We start from the raw sequence: 18870 nt of genomic DNA on the forward strand, positions 1-18870 counted from the left end.
ACGTCCGCATCCATCGGCTACTTTCTAAGTAATGGATGTGTCGTTTGAGTCCATTATACACGTTTTGGCAATTAGCGTCACTCAGAAATTGAAGATGGAGCGAGCACGTTCACTTTATTGATATCAGCGCCGAGATGTTGTAGCTTCTCAATAATACCGCCGTAGCCACGTTCAATATGTTCAATTGCATGAATCACTGTTTCTCCGCTCGCTAATAATCCCGCGATCAATAGTGCGGCTCCCGCTCGTAAATCTGTAGCTTCAACCGTTGCAGCTTGCAATTCCGTTGGTCCTGTTATGATGGCTGATCGACCCTCTACTCTACCGTCCGCATTCATTCGACGAAGCTCATCGATTTGCTTAAAGCGCGCTGGATAGATCGTGTCTGTCAAAATGGACGAACCTTTTGCCTGTGTCGACAAAACACCAAATGGTTGCTGCAAGTCTGTTGGGAATCCTGGATACACGAGAGTTTTCACATCGACAGCGTGAAGTGTTTCGGTTTTTGGAATGTAGATCTGTTCTTCACCGACTTCTACTTTTACGCCCATTTCACGAAGTTTTGCCGTTACAGCTTCAACGTGCAACGGAATGACGTTATCGATTGTGACACCATCACCAATTGCAGCCGCCATGATCATATGTGTGCCTGTTTCAATGCGATCCGGAATGATTGTGTGTTTCGTACCATGCAATGTTTCTACGCCTTCGATACGAATAACATTCGTTCCTGCACCTTTAATATTCGCGCCCATATTGGAAAGCAAAGTCGCTACATCAATAATTTCAGGTTCTTTCGCTGCGTTTTCAATAATCGTTTTGCCTTTTGCTTTAACAGCGGCCAGCATGATATTAATCGTAGCCCCCACGCTGACGACATCTAAATAGATTTTCGCGCCACGCAGTTCATCTGCACGTAAATAAATAGCACCATGTTCATTTTCGACTTTTGCGCCAAGTGCTTCAAAGCCCTTTATATGTTGATCTATCGGGCGTGGACCTAAGTGACAACCTCCAGGTAACCCGATGACTGCGTGCTTAAACTTACCCAGCATCGCTCCCATCATATAGTAGGATGCACGAAGTTTTTTTACGTTACCGTTAGGCAATGGCATAGAAATGATTTCAGTTGGATCAATGATCATCGTGCCATCTTTCATTTCCACTTTGCCGCCGATTTCTTCGACGAGCGCCTGCAATGTATAGACATCTGAAATTTCGGGAAGACCTGCAATTGTAACAGGTGAGTCAGCTAGAATAGCAGCAGGAATAAGTGCCACTGCGCTGTTCTTCGCTCCGCTCACTCTGATCGTTCCTTGCAGTCGTTTTCCCCCTTTGATTTTATAAACGTCCATTTCAAGCTCCTTTTGTTCGATCACTTATTCGCTCTAGTTTCCCAATCCTTCAAAAACTGGTCGATTCCTTTAGTTGTCAATGGGTGCGCAAACAGACTTTGCAGTACGTTGAATGGAGTCGTTGCAATGTGCGCTCCTGCAAGTGCTGCAGCCGTAATATGCTGCGGGTGTCTGATAGAGGCTGCGATGATTTGTGTCTCTACGTCGTGAATTGTAAAGATATCCGAGATTGTTTCGATTAATTCGACACCATTTTGGCCAATATCATCTAAACGTCCGATAAATGGTGAAACGTATGTCGCCCCTGCGCGAGCTGCAAGCAAGGCTTGATTGGCATTGAAAATGAGCGTGACGTTCGTTTTGATACCTTCTGCCGCAAATACAGAACAAGCTTTCAACCCTTCAGGTGTCATCGGTAATTTCACCGTGATGTTTTCTGCAAGTGCTGCAAGTTTACGTCCTTCTGCAATCATACCTTCTGCATCCAGCGCGATTACTTCCGCACTGACAGAACCGGGTACGAGTGCCGTAATTTCTTTCAAGCGCTCATGGAATGATATATTTTCTTTCGCAACAAGCGATGGGTTGGTTGTGACACCAGAGATGATCCCCCAGCTATGCGCTTCTTTAATTTCCTCAAAATTGGCTGTATCGATAAAAAATTTCACGTGTATTGTCCTCCTAGTTGTGGTTTATTCATTTAGCTAAAAAGCAAAAGAAGGAGACATAGTGCGCTCCTCCTTTGTTCTATCGAAATTCTGTAATTACGCTTGCTGTGAACTACCGAACTCGCGCATTTTACCGATTACTGTCGCTTTAATCGCTTCGCGCATTGGTCCAAGATACTTCCGTGGATCATAGACTTCGGAATCTTCGTTTAAGATGTCGCGTACAGCTTTTGTACCTTGAATCTGATTTTCTGTATTGACGTTGATTTTGGATGTGCCAAGTGAAATAGCGCGTTGAATATCCTTCGTTGGGATTCCAGTACCGCCGTGCAACACGAGTGGAATATCTCCTTGCTTAGAGATTTCTTCCATTTCTTCAAATCCAAGATTCGGTTCGCCTTTATACGGACCGTGGACAGAACCAAGTGCAGGTGCTAGACAATCGATACCCGTCTGAGCTACAAGCTCTCTACATTCAGCGGGATCAGCATAAATAACGCCGTCTGCAATCACGTCGTCTTCCTGACCGCCTACTACACCAAGTTCAGCTTCTACTGATACATTATGCTGCTTTGCGAAATCTACCACTTTCTTCGTGATTTCAATGTTTTCTTCAAGTGGCTTAGAAGATGCATCAATCATAACAGACGTAAATCCTGCTTCAATCGCTTCTTTACACTTCTCAAAGCTAGAACCGTGATCCAAATGAATCGCTACCGGCACAGTTGTACCGTAGTCTTCCATTAATCCTTTGACCATCATAACGACTGTTTTGAATCCGCCCATATAACGGGCAGCGCCTTCTGAAACACCTAAAATAACAGGCGATTTCTCTTCTTCAGCGGCTTGTAAGATCGCTTGCGTATATTCCAGGTTATTCAAGTTAAATTGACCGATTGCATATCCTTGCTCTTTACCTTGAATCATCATTTCCTTCATCGAGACCAGTGGCATGTAAAATTCCTCCTTGAGTTTTCCACGAATTTTTATGAGTTTTCATTATATTAATTTCTATCCACTAGCATATCAAATTCATGCGCTGATTACTACTATCAGACGTCTAGTAATCCCAACCTTTTTAAGATACTATCACGCACTTCGAATATATCAAACGGCTTGGTAAAGTGCTGATCAATACCAAGTTTATCGGCATCTTCAAGTAATTCTATTTCACTATACGCCGTCATCATCATGACAATTGCGTTAGGCGAGAGGGTTCGGATTTCCCGTAATACTTCGACGCCATTCATACCCGGCATCTTCATATCAAGTAAAATACAGTCTGGATTATGTTTCTGAACTATTTCTAACGCTTCTTTTCCATTTGATGCAAGCGCTATCATTATTCCTGTTGGTTTGAAGATTTCCTCCAGTAATAATCGAATTCCTGGTTGGTCATCTACAATTAATAAATGCTTCATTCATCCATACAACTCCCATCCCCTAATTTTACACGTTTGACTTTACGTGGCCAATTTAATCCTACTATTTTGATCAGTATAAACTAGCTTCAATTATTTCTCTATCTATTTCTCTATTTATTTGTCTATGTCATATTATTCAAGAAAATTCCAACAATTCCTCTATTTTTTCGTCAACTTTTTTTGCACTTCTTTCTTCTGTCACCTATACTGAGCTTTTGGAGGGATTTATATGAAAATATTGACGACACAAATTAGAGGTCTTCTGGAGAGAATTGCTGAAGGACAAGAAGAGTCGATAGAAGAAACTGCTCGTTTATTGGCGCAAGCGTTAGTAGGCGAAGGACGAATCATCTTAGCAGCTTTTGATGAATTAGAAGCTGTTACTGCGACTGCACTGGACGGTGTCGAACCGTTAGATGGGGCTATTCGTTACACAAAAGAGCTGGAGCTGACGACAGCGGATCGCGTATGGGTGCTTACGCGAAAGGCAGATCATCCCGTTGCGCTTGAGTTGGCACGGAAGCTAGCAGATCAATTCGTTCCGTTCGCTGTGTTGGCTGCAGATAAAGAAGATGACGACAATCAACTCGCTTCTCTTGCCTATACGTATATTTCGACAGGTTTAAAAAAAGGCCTGATTCCAGGTCCTACGGGCGAAAGAATCGTACAACCTCACGCGCTTGCTGCATTGTTTGTCTATGAGGCAGTAAAGCTTTCGATCGATGATATGCTGGCGGATGAAGACGATGTGCTGTGACTTAGGGTAGGCTGGCAATAGTTTCGGGATAGGAATTTACGCTCTAGGCGGACACGTTCTGAAGCGGAAATCCCATGCACTCACACCATTTTCTTATCTCCAGTCATATATATAGCCAAAAATGCCCACAGAATAAAAACCTTCTGTGGGCATTGTTTTTTAGTTTTTATGCTCAAGCGCCGCGCGGATAAAGTCGCGGATCAGTGGAGATGGGCGATTTGGGCGGGAAGCAAATTCTGGGTGGAACTGACAAGCAACGAAATATGGATGATCTTGCATCTCCATAATTTCGATCAAGCGACCGTCCGGGCTAATTCCAGAAACGATGAACCCTGCCTCTTCCAACTGCGCACGATATGCCAAGTTCATTTCATAACGGTGGCGATGACGCTCGTACACTAACCCCTCGCCATATGCAGCGAAAGCCTTTGTGTTTTCAGCTACTTTACACGGATAAGCACCTAGACGCAACGTACTATCTGCTTCCTGTGCTGTACGGCAATCCGGATGGAAAGTCGTAATTTGGTGCTCAGTCTCTGTGTCGAACTCTAGTGAATGAGCCGTTTTCAGACCGATGACATTACGTGCAATTTCAGTAGCTGCTAACTGCAAACCTAAACTGATACCGAAGAATGGAATCTTCTGTTCACGCGCATACGTGATTGCTTCAATTTTACCGTCAATTGCACGATCTCCGAAGCCACCTGGTACCAGAATACCGTCCACGTCACTCAGAACTTCTGCTACGTTTTCAGAAGTCACATCTGCCGAGTTGATCCACTTAATATCGATATCTGCACCGAACGCGTATCCAGCATGACGCATCGCTTCCACCGCTGAAATGTATGCATCTTGTAATTCTACATACTTCCCAACTAAACCGATTGTTACTTTTTCTTTTAGAGACTTAACCAACTCCACTAGGTCTTTCACTTCCGAAAGTTCAGGCTGAGGTGTTTCAAGACCCAAGTAATCGACGACTAGCTGATCCATGTTTTGTTCATGTAAACGAAGAGGTACTTCATATAGAGTTTCTGCATCAAGTGCTTCAATCACTTCTTCTGGCTTGATGTTACAGAATAAAGCAATCTTGTCTTTCATTTCTTGTGGTACAGGATACTCACTTCGCACGACGATCATGTTCGGCTGAATTCCTAGACTACGCAATTCTTTTACACTGTGCTGTGTCGGCTTCGTTTTCATTTCACCAGCTGCATGCAAATATGGAATGAGTGTGTTGTGGATGTACATTACGTCATCTTTCGCCAGATCCGTTTTCAACTGACGAATGGCTTCGAGATATGGTAATGATTCGATATCTCCTACACTTCCACCAATTTCTGTAATTACGACATCCGCGTTCAATGTTTGACCTGCACGTTTAACCAATTCTTTAATTTCATTGGTAATATGCGGGATTACCTGAACTGTTGCCCCATTGTATTCGCCAGCGCGTTCTTTGCGTAATACAAGATCATAGACTTTTCCCATCGTGACGTTGGAGTAATGGTTACATTCGATGTCAATGAAACGCTCGTAGTGACCGATGTCCAGATCCGTTTCCGCTCCGTCTTCCGTTACGAAAACTTCCCCGTGCTGATACGGACTCATCATGCGTGGGTCGATATTAATATATGGATCAAATTTCTGGTTCGTAACTTTCAAACCGCGGTTCTTAAGTAAACGTCCGAGTGATGCCGCGTTGATACCTTTACCTAAAGAAGAGACGACGCCGCCTGTAATGAAAATATATTTTGTCATGTGTAGTGCCTCCATTTATTCTTTTTCCAAATGATTAGGGTCGTTATAAAATCAAAAAAGCGCCCCGTTTGTAGCGTAACTACAATAAGGAGCGCGTATACACGAATTAATGTGTCCTTTTCAGGAGCCCATCCAAATCTTATATTTTTGGGCACTAAAAGTCAAGACAATTATTACTCTTCTTCGTACTCTTCCTCATCGTCTTCCTCTTCATCGTCTTCATCGATATCGAGTTCCACTTCAGGAATAACTTCTAGGTCATCATCAGGATCAATTAAATCTTCATCGATTTCGACTACTTCCTCTTCTTCCTCGTCTTCGTCATCAGCGTCATCTTCTTCGCCAAGTTCAACGTATTCTTCATCGAAAATTTCTTCTTCGTCATCATCTTCTTCTTCGATGTCATCTTCGTCATAATCTTTTTTCTTCTTTTTCTTCTTGCGCACTTTCACGACAGGTGCAGTTTCTTCTTCGATCTGATCAACTGGATACCATTCGCGTAAGCCCCAACGGTTGTCCTGGATCGCTAGGAATCTGCCATCGATGTTCAGGTCTGTATAGAATTGAAGGAGTTTCGCTTTTAATTCGTCCTCGGTTATACCTGTAAGTTTACGGAACTCTTCCATCAATTCCGCCAACGTGAGGGATTCACGTCGTTCGGTCAGCACCTGGTGAGTGATGTTGATTAACGATTCTTCCAAAAGTTCTTCTTTTGTCATGTCATGGATATTCAATGTGTGGCACGTCCTTTCTTCTATCAATCACACGCAGAACCGACCAAGTCAGTTACTGATTTGGCCGATCGACGTTTATTATCTTGTAGCATATAAGCATAGTGTACATTATATACGTTATTTCTACCAATATGCTACATTCTTTTACTTCTCTTTATATTTATATACTCCGTAATGGTCAAATACCCCAGGTAGACCGCCGTAAAGGTGAAAGGGATTACGCCGAGTCCGCTGCTGTAGAGGATGAGTGTGAGTGTCATTAGGAGAGCTATTATGATTGCATGATAGTACCATCTCACATTCAGCACGTCCCTTTTCTTTGTTGTTCTTATTATACTGACTAACTTACTAAATTATCCACTTTGATGGGAAATAGATTTTATGCAAGGTGGGATTTATAGGATACTTGAAAAGAGTGGTTGACATTAGGTTAAGGGTTGAAGATTTCCATTCCGAGCGGACGCTTTCCTGCGGGCATGGCTTGAGCCTCCTCGTCCGCTTCGCTACTTGCGGGGTCTCAAGGCTCATGCTATTCCCGCGGGAGTCGCCGCTCTGCATTCCAATCTCTACATTGTTAATGAAGATACATATTGTTACCCATTTGAGTCATTTCCATAATCTATTCAGCACTTGACCTCAACTATGTCTAAAGACAACAATAATTCACACTCCATAGCTAGTGAATATTCTACGTCTTACCACTTTCTGTGTCAGGTTTGCAATGGAAACTGGGGCGACTTCCTTTGTAACGCGTCCCCAGCTGGAGTTGCAATCCCATGTATCTCCATTTTGAATTGGAATTCCGTTTCAACCTTAACCCCCATGCAAAAAAGAGGATGCCGCCAGAAGTGATGGCTTCTGTGACATCCCCTCTTTGGATGTGTTACATATTACGGCGGTACTGCCCGCCTACTTCGTACAGTGCGTTCGTAATTTGTCCGAGACTCGCTACTCGCACAGTCTTCATCAACTCAGCGAATACATTACCTCCCGTAATCGCTACTTCCTGAAGATCAGCAAGTGCTTGCCCTGCTTCGTCAGCATGCTTGGCTTGGAATGCGCGCAAGTTGGTAATTTGGGACTCTTTTTCTTGTTGTGTCGCACGTGCCAACTCCATATTATCGATATCTTCCTCAGATGGCGGATTCGGATTCAAGTAGGTATTGACGCCGATGATCGGTAGCTCCCCTGAGTGCTTTTTCATTTCATAATACATCGATTCTTCCTGGATCTTGCCACGTTGGTACTGCGTCTCCATAGAGCCTAGTACACCGCCACGGTCGTTCAGTCGGTCGAATTCTTGTAATACCGCTTCTTCTACGAGACTTGTCATTTCTTCTATAATGAAAGCCCCTTGAAGCGGATTTTCGTTCTTTGACAAGCCGTGTTCTTTCATGATAATCATCTGGATCGCCATCGCGCGGCGAACAGATTCTTCTGTTGGTGTCGTAATGGCTTCGTCGTATGCATTTGTGTGTAGCGAGTTACAGTTATCTTGCAACGCCATTAATGCCTGCAAAGTTGTGCGAATGTCGTTGAAATCAATTTCTTGAGCATGCAAACTACGGCCAGATGTTTGGATATGGTATTTCAACTTTTGGCTGCGTTCATTCGCTCCATATTTGTCTCGCATCGTAATCGCCCAAATTCGACGTGCCACGCGACCAATTACCGTATACTCTGGATCAAGACCATTGGAAAAGAAGAACGATAAGTTCGGTGCAAAGTCGTCGATATGCATGCCCCGGCTCAAGTAATACTCCACATACGTGAAGCCATTTGCGAGTGTGAACGCAAGCTGTGAAATCGGATTCGATCCCGCTTCTGCGATATGATAGCCAGAAATCGATACGGAATAGTAATTACGAACTTTTTTATCAATGAAGTATTGTTGGATATCACCCATTAGACGTAATGCAAATTCTGTAGAGAAAATACAGGTGTTTTGCCCTTGGTCTTCTTTCAAAATATCCGCTTGTACTGTTCCACGGACCGTTTGGAATGTCATTTCCCGTACTTCAGTGAACTCTTCGACAGAAAGTGTCCGTCCAAGTTCTTGTTCTTTTTTACGTACTTGCTGATCGACTGCTGCATTCATGAACATCGCTAGGATAATCGGTGCCGGTCCATTGATTGTCATAGACACAGAAGTCGAAGGCGAGCAGAGATCGAAGCCGTCATAGAGCTTCTTCATATCTTCGAGTGTACAAATACTCACGCCTGATTCGCCAACTTTTCCGTAGATGTCAGGACGTTCATCGGGATCTTCTCCGTATAATGTTACAGAGTCAAACGCTGTGGATAAACGTTTTGCGTCGTCATCTTTTGATACATAGTGGAAGCGACGATTCGTACGTTCAGGTGTCCCTTCCCCAGCGAACTGACGGCGCGGATCCTCGCCTTCGCGTTTGAATGGGAAGACGCCTCCAGTATACGGGAATGAACCCGGAACGTTCTCGCTATATACAAAGCGTAGGATTTCACCATAGTCTTTGTATGGCGGCAACACTACTTTCGGAACTTTCAAGCCAGATAGACTGACAGTATTGAGCTTCGTACGGATTTCTTTATCGCGTATTTTCACCACATATTCATCCTGCTCGTAAGATTCTTTCAAAGGCCCCCAGTTTTTCAAAGCACGTTTCGATTCGCCTGTTAATTGCTCTTCAACGCCTTCTTTCAAGCTATTCAATGATTCTAGTAATGCTTCGTTAGAATCTGCTTCTTTCACTGCTTCGATCGCACCTTCTAGTTGGAACATGCGACGTGCCAGTTCTGCTTGCTGTTTCGAATTCGCATGATAATTACGAATCGTCGACGCGATTTCTCGTAAATAGTGGCTACGGTCAGGTGGAATAATCACGGTTTGCTTTTGATTCGTCACGAAGTCTGTGTAACTTGTCGTCCAATCAGAATCCGTTGCGTTGTTGAGTTTTTCAACAAGCGCTGCAAAAAGTGTGTTGGTACCTTTATCGTTAAACTGGCTTGCAATCGTGCCATATACAGGCATCGTTTCAAGATCATGATCAAATAGCAAATGGCTACGTTGATATTGTTTACGTACTTGGATCAATGCATCTTCCGAACCTTTTCGCTCAAATTTATTAATCACAATTAAGTCGGCAAAGTCGATCATATCAATTTTCTCAAGCTGTGTCGGCGCGCCAAATTCACTCGTCATCACGTACATCGAAACATCAGAGACATCCGTAATACGTGCATCCCCTTGCCCAATTCCGCTCGTCTCTACAATAATCAAGTCATAGCCAGCTGCTTTTGTGATATCCAGCACGTCATGGATAGCCGTTGTTAGCTCTGAACGTGATCCGCGTGTTGCCAGACTGCGCATGTAGACACGATTATTAAAGATCGCATTCATACGAATCCGGTCACCGAGTAACGCTCCGCCGGTTTTTTGCTTCGTTGGATCTACGGAAAGGATGGCTACTCTTTTGTCAGGGAACTCACGCAAGAAACGACGTATTAATTCATCCGTCAATGAACTTTTACCTGCTCCACCTGTACCTGTAATCCCTAGTACTGGCGTTTGTTTGGACATGGCCCGTGCACGATCGAGTAATTGCTTCGTCGCTTCGTCTTTGTTCAAATGATTTTCTTCTACGTACGTGATTAAATTTGCTAGAATACCTGGTGTTTCTGCTGTCAGTTGTTCAAGGTTGGCCTCTTCGCTTTCGGGAGTCGTGGAGAAATCCGATAGTTCCATGATTTTATTGATCATGCCTTGTAGACCTAGTTTTCGACCGTCTTCCGGTGAAAAAATCCATTCGATGCCGTATTCATGCAACTCTTTGATTTCTTTTGGGATGATGACTCCTCCACCACCGCCGAATATTTTAATATGGGAAGCGCCTCTTTCCTTCAGTAAGTCATACATGTATTTGAAATACTCCACGTGACCACCCTGGTAGGAGGACATCGCGATTCCTTGCACATCTTCTTGAATGGCAGCGTTTACAACTTCTTCAACAGATCGATTATGTCCGAGATGAATAACTTCCGCTCCGGTTGCTTGTAATATTCTGCGCATGATATTGATCGATGCATCATGCCCGTCGAATAAACTAGATGCCGTTACGAAACGAATATGGTGTTTCGGTTTATAGATTTCTTCAGTTACCATTTGCCTTCCACCTTCCGTACATGCTGACCACCGCCACGAATATTTTCATGGCGGAGTCCTCAAGTTATTTACTTCTCCAAACCTTTGATAATTTGATCAGTTTGTACTTTCGTATAGTGTTCTAACGTATATGGTTTGCGCAAAGCCCATCTTCTGAATGACCACATTTGGCCGGATACGAGGATGTGGTGTGCGATCAGTGATACTTCATCCGGTCCGATGCGTAGATTCCCAGCTTCCATGCACTTACGAATGATTGTCTCAAATTGCTCGACCATTTCGAGTTCTTTAGTGAGTACATAACGAAGCGCTTCGCTCGGTAACGATTTTGACTCTTGGTACATGACGAGGAACTCATCCGACATTTGATCGATGACTTCGTAATACCGTGCAATCGCCACACGTAGCCCTTCTACCGTGTTGTCATTGTTATCGAGCTCAGACAAACGAACTTTAACTTCATCATAAATATTGTCACAGACGAGATACAGGACATCTTCCTTTGTCCGAATATACTCGTATAATGTGCCAATACTGAAGCCCGCCTCTTTGGCGATTTCACGTGTAGTCGTTCGGTGAAATCCTTTGTCGATAAATAATTTAACTGCGCCGCGGCTAATCTGTGCACGTCGCTTCTGAACAAGTTCTTCATCTTTGACGGTAGATTTCACTTCATGTTTTGGCATTGCCTAGACCTCCTGTTATTTCGTCAGCATACGAGATATGACGAGACGTTGAATTTCTTGTGTACCTTCATAAATTTGCGTAATTTTCGCGTCACGCATATAGCGCTCCACGGGATAATCTTTTGTATAACCGTAACCGCCGAATACTTGAACGGCCTCTGTTGTGACTTTCATCGCTGTGTCACCAGCCATTAGTTTCGCCATAGCAGACGCTTTACCGTACGGTAGGTCGTTCGATTCGAGCCACGCTGCTTGATACGTCAACAGACGAGATGCTTCTGTTGCCGTTGCCATATCCGCCAATTTAAAGCTAATGCCTTGGTTGGCAACGATGGGCTTGCCGAATTGTGTACGTTCTTTTGAGTAATCGACAGCAGCGTCAAGCGCGCCTTGTGCAATCCCTACTGCTTGAGCAGCAATTCCGTTACGTCCGCCATCAAGCGTTTTCATTGCGATAATGAACCCCTCACCTTCTTCTCCAAGAAGATTTTCTTTCGGCACGCGACAGTTATCTAATACGACTTCTGTTGTCGGTGAAGAACGAATTCCCAGTTTCTTCTCTTTCTTCCCTACAGAGAATCCTTCAAATGTACTTTCTACAATGAATGCGCTTGTTCCTTTATGTTTAGATTCCGGATCGGTTACAGCAAAGACAATGTACGTGTCAGCAATCCCGCCATTTGTAATGAAGATTTTCGAGCCATTTAGCACGTAGTCATCACCGTCAAGCTTCGCTGTAGTTTTCATGCCACCCGCGTCTGATCCTGAACCCGCTTCTGTTAGACAGTATGCACCCATCTTCGTACCTTCCGCAAGTGGGCGTAAGTATTTTTGTTTCTGTTCTTCGTTACCGTATTTGAATAGCGGCCATCCTGCTAGAGATGTGTGTGCAGACAAGACGACGCCTGTAGATGCGCAAACACGCGATAGTTCTTCTACAGCAATGACGTAGGCAAGGTAGTCGCTACCAATGCCGCCGTATTCTTCTGGCCATGGAATGCCCGTGAGTCCAAGTTCGGCCATCTTGTGGAATATGTCCATGTCGAATGTTTCGTCTTCGTCCCGTTGTGCTGCAGTTGGCGCTACTTCATTTTGTGCAAAGTCGCGTACCATCTTTCTAATCATTTCATGTTCTTCTGATAATTTAAAGTCCATTTTTCTCCCACCCTTTTGTATGTTTAGTTAATGAAATTTTAGTTTTGAAGAAGGATAGCTTGAAATTGGTTTGCGGTTAGGGGATTGGAGCTCCAGAAGGGGACGCTTTCCGGGGGCGCGGCTTACTAAAGGAAGTCTATGAGGGCACATGCTCCTAACGCTTCGCTTTTACTCGCAAAAGCCGTCCTTCGCTACGGCTCTCGCTGATCCCCAGGAGTCGCCCCTTCTTCCGCTCCAATCCCTACTTATTTACTTGTTGAAGCAAACTGATATTATTAATTAGTAAGTTGTTGTGGATCACGCGCTGCAGCTTGCGCTGACCGCGCCAAAGATGTTGCTAACCGCGCCATTCTGTAGCTAGACCGCGCGATTGTCTACGAGAACCGCGCGATTCATTGGAATAACCGCTCCAATCTACTGTCCGACCGCGCCAAAGTACGGCAGAACCGCGCAATGCGCTCCCCTATGCGCTTCTAGCTTTAGTTTGTTAGATGTTTGGCGATGACTACTTTTTGAATTTCGCTTGTACCTTCGTAGATTTGGCATACTTTCGCGTCGCGGAAATAACGTTCGACTGGATAATCCTTCGTGTAGCCGTAGCCGCCGAATACTTGGACGGCTTCTATGGAGTTATCTACCGCTGCTTGTGATGCGAATAGTTTGGCTATGGAGGCTTCTTTGCCGCATGGTTTGTTTTCTGAGCGTAACCAAGCCGCGCGGTAGACTAGTAGTCGGGCCGCTTCTGTTGCGGTAGCCATGTCGGCTAGTTTGAATCCTATGCCTTGATTGACTGCGATGGGTTTCCCGAATTGTTCGCGTTCTTTTGCATAGGCAACGGCAGCTTCTAGTGAGGCTTCCGCTATGCCTAGTGCTTGAGCGGCGATGCCGATTCGGCCGACGTCAAGGTTGGCCATGGCGATTTTGAAGCCGCCACCTTCTTCACCTAGTCTATTTTCTACTGGCACTTTCATATTGTCGAAGCTCAGCGCGACGGTCCGCGAGCCGTGTAGGCCCATTTTCTTTTCATCTTTACCTATAGATAATCCCGGTGTGTCACGGTCGACGATAAATGCAGTGATACCATACGTTCCTTTTTCAGGAGCAGTGTTAACAAACACAATGTAGACGTCCGCTTCCCCACCGTTTGTGATGAACATTTTGGAACCATTAACGATGTAATGGTCGTCGACTCGCTTCGCTCTTGTTTTCAATGAACCTGCATCTGATCCAGACGATGCCTCTGTCAGGCAAAATGCACCGAGGTATTTACCGGACGCCATTTTCGGCAAGTAGCGATTCTTTTGTTCTTCCGTACCAAAGTAGAGGATCGGATTCATTCCAACAGAAGTATGGACAGACAATACGACTCCCATGACAGCACTGACTTTTGATAGTTCGTGGATCGCGATGATATATGACAAGAAGTCCATCTCTGAACCCCCATACTGTTCAGGTGCTGTAATTCCCATCAATCCGAGTTCACCCATTTTTTCAAGTAGTTCACGTGGAAATTCCCCATCTTCCATTCGTGGAATCCAAGGTTCGATCTCGTTTTTCGCGAAATCACGAACCATTTGGCGCATCATTAGTTGTTCTTCTGTTAATGTAAAGTCCATCCTTTTCACCTCTTGCTTTCAATTTCATTCATTTATTCGTATGAATAGAAACCCCGCCCTGTTTTTTTACCGTGCCAACCTGCTTTGACGTATTTACGTAGCAACGGGCATGGACGGTATTTTGAGTCGCCAAATCCTTCATACAATGTTTCCATAATGTACAGGCACGTATCCAGTCCAATGAAATCTGCTAGCTGCAGAGGCCCCATCGGATGATTCATCCCCATTTTCATGACGTCGTCAATCGCTTCTTTTGTCGCGACACCTTCGTACAATGTGAAGATGGCTTCGTTGATCATCGGCATCAATACACGGTTCGCAACAAATCCTGGTGCGTCGTTCACTTCAACCGGTGTTTTGTTGAGCTTTTTTGTCAGATCTTCGACCGCTTCGTAGACATCGTCATCTGTTGCGAGTCCGCGAATGACTTCAACAAGTTGCATGACTGGTACCGGATTCATGAAATGCATGCCAATTACTTTACCTGGACGTTTTGTAGCCGCAGCGATTTCCGTGATAGGTAACGAAGATGTGTTCGTTGCCAAGATGGTATGTTCCGGTGTGATTTCATCTAACTCTGCGAAAATCTTCGTTTTGATTGCCATATTTTCAACTGCGGCTTCGATGACGATATCGGCATCTCTCGCATTTTTCATATCTAGTGATTGTGTGAACCGACCGAGGACTGCATCTTTCTCTTCCTCCGTCATACGTCCTTTTTCCACGTTGCGTGTTAAGTTTTTCGTGATGACTTTAAAACCTCGATCGTATGCTTCTTCTTTTAGATCGTGAAGAGTGACTTGATAGCCTGCCTGTGCACAGACTTGAGCAATTCCACCGCCCATTTGTCCTGCGCCGATTACAAATACTTTTTCAATTGTCATCTACAATGCCCCCGGTCAGTTAGTATTTGGTACTTCGATCATGATCGCATCTCCTTGGCCGCCACCTGAACAGATAGCTGCGATACCGATTCCACCACCGCGACGTTTTAGTTCATTCGCCAATGTTAGGACCACACGCGCTCCGCTTGCCCCAATTGGGTGTCCTAGTGCGACTGCGCCTCCATTGACGTTGACTTTTTCTTCGTCCAGTCCAGCGATTTGTGAGCTTGCGAGCGCAACGACTGCGAATGCTTCATTGATTTCGTATAGATCAATGTCTTCTGCAGTTTTCCCTGTTTTCTCAAGCAACGCCTTGATGACATGACCTGGTGTTTCAGGGAAACGCTCCGGTTCGATCGCTACTTCCGCGTGACCTAGAATCACAGCAAGCGGTTCCTTGCCTTGTTTTTTCGCTTCATCTTCATTCATTAACACGACAGCACATGCACCGTCGTTGATGCCAGGTGCGTTTCCAGCCGTGATACTACCGTCTTTACCGAACGCTGGGCGTAGTTTTGCCAACGATTCAAGTGAGCTGCCTCGACGTGGGCCTTCATCTTCCGTCACAACGACTGGATCACCTTTACGTTGAGGAATGCTGACCGCAACGATCTCCTCTGCGAATAGTCCTTTATCCATTGCTTCAAGTGCACGTTCATGACTACGTAATGACCATTTGTCCTGTGTTTCACGGCTTACTGAAAAGTCATTTGCTGTGCTATTTCCGTACGTACCCATATGAACATTGCCCGGCGCGAATGCACAAGTTAGTCCGTCGTATATCATGCCGTCCACTAATGTGCTATCGCCCATTTTCAAACCTGAGCGGACATTTGCATAATACGGTGCATTGGTCATCGACTCCATACCACCAGCAACGATCGTTGTCTCATCTCCGAGTCGGATTAGCTGGTCGGCAAGTGTGATACTACGCATTCCGGAAGCGCATACTTTGTTGATCGTTTCCGTTTTGACGCCGTATGGAATGCCACCTTTGACAGCTGCTTGACGTGATGGAATCTGACCTTGCCCCGCTTGTAATACAGTCCCCATGATTACTTCATCCACTTGATCGCCTTGTACGCCAGCACGTGCCAATGCTTCTTTGATCGCAATGCCGCCTAGATCACTTGCTGTTTGTGATTGCAATGCACCGCTTAGTTTTCCAAATGGTGTTCTAGCACCTTGTAAAATAACTGTTCTCATCTTCCCATTCCCCCTATTTGTGTACTGACTGAACGCTCGCTCGATACTTGACTACTAAATAAGAGGGTGCATAGCCCCTCTTATTATAGTTCATTCAATTGTTAGCGCTTTAGATAACTTAATTGTACGGTATTGACACGATATTCACAATACTTTTAATACTGTTTTCCGTCGTCGTTTTTCGGTGTTTCATCCCCTGTTTCAACCGTTACAGCCAACTCAGGCTCCGAAATCCGTTCTTCCGATTCTACTACTTCTTCCACAACTACTATTTCTTCTACCACTTCTTCTTCGGGCTCCGCCACCGTTTGGAATTCTCCAAAGATCGATCGCTCCAATAGTTCAGCAATGTCGTATGTGCCGACTTGTTCTTCAACTTCAACCGCTTTCGTTCCGTCAGACAACATTGTCAAGCAATACGGACAGCCAGATGAAATGATTCCTGGGCTGACTTCAAGCGCTTGTTCAGTACGTGCTACGTTAACGCGCTGGCCTGTATCTTCTTCCATCCACATCATACCGCCACCTGCTCCACAGCACATGCCCTCTTCACGGTTACGTTCCATTTCGACCAACTGAACGCCCGGAATCGCTTTAAGGATTTCTCTTGGCTGATCATAGACGTCGTTATAGCGGCCTAGATAACAAGAGTCGTGGAATGTAATGACTTCATCAATTGCATATTTCGGTACTAGTTTGCCTGCCATGACCAGTTCATAAAGCAACTCGGTATGGTGTTTAACGATGACTTGCAGACCGAAATCGGGATATTCATTTTTAAAGATATTGTATGCGTGCGGATCGATCGTGACAATTTTTGAAACATTGGCTTTTTCGAATTCCGCGATATTCGCTGTTGCGAGCTCTTGGAATAAGAATTCATTTCCGAGACGACGTGGTGTGTCTCCGGAGTTCTTCTCTTTGTTACCAAGAATTGCGAAGCTTACTCCTGCTTCATTCAATAAATGTGCGAAAGATAGAGCGATTTTCTGTGAGCGGTTATCAAACGCACCCATCGAACCAACCCATAGTAAGTATTCGAAATCTTCCCCAGCTTTCTTCGCTTCCTTCACTGTCGGGATGTGTAAGTCTGGACGTGCATCTCTCCAGTTTTCTTTCTCTTTGCGGTTAAGACCCCACGGATTGCCTTGACGTTCGATATTAGTCATCGCGCGCTGAGCATCGGGATCCATCTTCCCTTCCGTCATCACCAGATAACGGCGAAGATCGATAATTTTATCTACGTGTTCATTCATTACTGGACACTGGTCTTCACAGTTACGGCACGTCGTACATGCCCAAATTTCTTCTTCTGTGATGACGTCTCCGATCAATGAAGGACTATATAATTCATCGATTGTCATACCTTCCGTCGTAGCAGCAAATGCCAATTGATTTCCTTGTGTGTTTTTAAACATTAGTTGAGGTACCCACGGTTGTTGCTTCGTCATGACAGCACCTGTGTTTGTTAAGTGGTCACGTAGCTTCGTGATCAAGTCCATCGGCGACAGCATTTTACCAGTACCCGTCGCTGGGCACATATTCGTACAGCGTCCACATTCCACACATGCATAGAAGTCTATCATTTGCGCTTGTGTGAAGTCGGTGATCTTACCTACACCGAGTGGCGGCATTTCATCCTCGTCTTCGATTTCTTCAAGTGCTTCAAAATCGATTGGCTTCAAACGTCCCGCGTGATCTAAGCGGTGGAAATAGACGTTTGCCGGACCTGCAATCAAGTGCGCGTGCTTCGATTGTGGAACATACACTAGGAACGTCAGCAATGTTAGTAAGTGTACCCACCAGCCGATAAAGAATATGGTGACGGCTACGCCTGTCGGAACACCGCTGAATACTGTTGCGATGATCGACGCCATGGGCTCTGTCCAGGTAGTGCCTTCATTATGCCAAACCATGTTCGCGCCGTTAGCGACCAGTGTGGAAATCATAAGTAGTCCAATAAATATAAGAACTAGACCAGACTTCCAGCCGCGTTTTAGACGAACTAGCTTCTCCATGTAACGACGGTAGAACGCCCACACGACCGCTACTAAGATAACAAATACGACAATTTCTTGAAAGAATGTAAACGCCGGATACAACGGGCCAAGCGGCAGATGTGATCCCGGTTTCAAGCCTTTCCAGATCAGGTCAATTGCCCCAAATTGAACGAGTAGGAAACCATAAAAGAACATCACATGGATGGCCCCACTCTTTTTATCTTTCAGTAGTTTCTTTTGTCCAAATACGTAAACCCAAATTTTCTTCAAACGCGCTTTAACATCATTATCGAATTCTTCTTTTCTCCCCAGTCGGATGAATTCGTAGCGAGTTTTTAGTAAGTATAGGAATAAACCAAAGCCGTATATAACGACCGCTGCAAATAATATCCAGTTCGCGATAAGTAATATATTCATCCCTTATTCCCCTTCCATTTCTTCTACTTGTGATTCCCTTTGAGAAACCGCTTTCAATTAGATTCT

At 44.8% G+C, this 18870-nt stretch carries 14 protein-coding genes; 1 reads left to right on the forward strand and 13 read right to left on the reverse strand.

What is annotated here, in order from left to right:
* Positions 1 to 77: 77 nt before the first annotated feature.
* The 4 genes from CSV63_RS08345 to CSV63_RS08360 all read right to left on the reverse strand — a co-directional run bounded on the left by CSV63_RS08345 (position 78) and on the right by CSV63_RS08360 (position 3444).
* Entirely contained in the window at positions 78 to 1355 is a 1278-nt protein-coding gene (locus CSV63_RS08345; protein ID WP_099695573.1) for a UDP-N-acetylglucosamine 1-carboxyvinyltransferase, read from the reverse strand.
* Positions 1356 to 1375: 20 nt separating this feature from the next.
* Positions 1376 to 2023 (reverse strand): fructose-6-phosphate aldolase, encoded by a 648-nt coding sequence (fsa, locus tag CSV63_RS08350; protein WP_099695428.1) that lies wholly within the window; start codon positions 2021 to 2023, stop codon positions 1376 to 1378.
* 96 nt (positions 2024 to 2119) lie between these two features.
* A complete protein-coding gene (locus CSV63_RS08355; RefSeq protein ID WP_099695429.1) occupies positions 2120 to 2977 on the reverse strand; it encodes a class II fructose-bisphosphate aldolase in 858 nt (285 codons plus the stop codon).
* Between the two features lie 98 nt (positions 2978 to 3075).
* A complete protein-coding gene (locus CSV63_RS08360) occupies positions 3076 to 3444 on the reverse strand; it encodes a response regulator (protein ID WP_099695430.1) in 369 nt (122 codons plus the stop codon).
* 232 nt (positions 3445 to 3676) lie between these two features.
* Here CSV63_RS08360 and CSV63_RS08365 point away from each other — a divergent pair, with 232 nt between their 5' ends.
* Positions 3677 to 4204, forward strand: coding sequence for a DUF2529 family protein (locus CSV63_RS08365; protein ID WP_099695431.1), 528 nt, complete (start codon positions 3677 to 3679; stop codon positions 4202 to 4204).
* Between the two features lie 159 nt (positions 4205 to 4363).
* On the opposite strand, the gene CSV63_RS08370 is transcribed toward CSV63_RS08365, so the two are convergent.
* The 9 genes from CSV63_RS08370 to CSV63_RS08410 form a co-directional block, all read right to left on the reverse strand.
* Positions 4364 to 5965 (reverse strand): CTP synthase, encoded by a 1602-nt coding sequence (locus CSV63_RS08370; protein ID WP_099695432.1) that lies wholly within the window; start codon positions 5963 to 5965, stop codon positions 4364 to 4366.
* Positions 5966 to 6138: 173 nt separating this feature from the next.
* Complete coding sequence (rpoE, locus tag CSV63_RS08375; RefSeq protein ID WP_099695433.1) at positions 6139 to 6699, reverse strand: DNA-directed RNA polymerase subunit delta; 561 nt, start codon at positions 6697 to 6699, stop codon at positions 6139 to 6141.
* 883 nt (positions 6700 to 7582) lie between these two features.
* Positions 7583 to 10840 carry a fused isobutyryl-CoA mutase/GTPase IcmF gene (gene icmF / locus CSV63_RS08380; protein WP_099695434.1) on the reverse strand — a complete coding sequence of 1086 codons (3258 nt, stop codon included), beginning with the start codon at positions 10838 to 10840 and terminating at the stop codon, positions 7583 to 7585.
* Positions 10841 to 10908: 68 nt separating this feature from the next.
* On the reverse strand, positions 10909 to 11526 hold the full coding sequence (locus tag CSV63_RS08385) for a TetR/AcrR family transcriptional regulator (protein ID WP_099637539.1): 618 nt from the start codon (positions 11524 to 11526) through the stop codon (positions 10909 to 10911).
* Positions 11527 to 11541: 15 nt separating this feature from the next.
* On the reverse strand, positions 11542 to 12681 hold the full coding sequence (locus tag CSV63_RS08390) for an acyl-CoA dehydrogenase (protein WP_099637538.1): 1140 nt from the start codon (positions 12679 to 12681) through the stop codon (positions 11542 to 11544).
* Positions 12682 to 13160: 479 nt separating this feature from the next.
* On the reverse strand, positions 13161 to 14297 hold the full coding sequence (locus CSV63_RS08395) for an acyl-CoA dehydrogenase (protein WP_099695435.1): 1137 nt from the start codon (positions 14295 to 14297) through the stop codon (positions 13161 to 13163).
* 32 nt (positions 14298 to 14329) lie between these two features.
* Complete coding sequence (locus CSV63_RS08400) at positions 14330 to 15181, reverse strand: 3-hydroxybutyryl-CoA dehydrogenase (RefSeq protein WP_099695436.1); 852 nt, start codon at positions 15179 to 15181, stop codon at positions 14330 to 14332.
* A gap of 15 nt (positions 15182 to 15196) precedes the next feature.
* On the reverse strand, positions 15197 to 16387 hold the full coding sequence (locus tag CSV63_RS08405) for an acetyl-CoA C-acetyltransferase (protein ID WP_099695437.1): 1191 nt from the start codon (positions 16385 to 16387) through the stop codon (positions 15197 to 15199).
* A 155-nt stretch (positions 16388 to 16542) separates the two neighbouring features.
* Entirely contained in the window at positions 16543 to 18804 is a 2262-nt protein-coding gene (locus CSV63_RS08410; RefSeq protein WP_099695438.1) for a (Fe-S)-binding protein, read from the reverse strand.
* Between the last annotated feature and the right edge of the window lie 66 nt (positions 18805 to 18870).

Source organism: Sporosarcina sp. P34 (genome assembly GCF_002743375.1).
Classification (GTDB): domain Bacteria; phylum Bacillota; class Bacilli; order Bacillales_A; family Planococcaceae; genus Sporosarcina.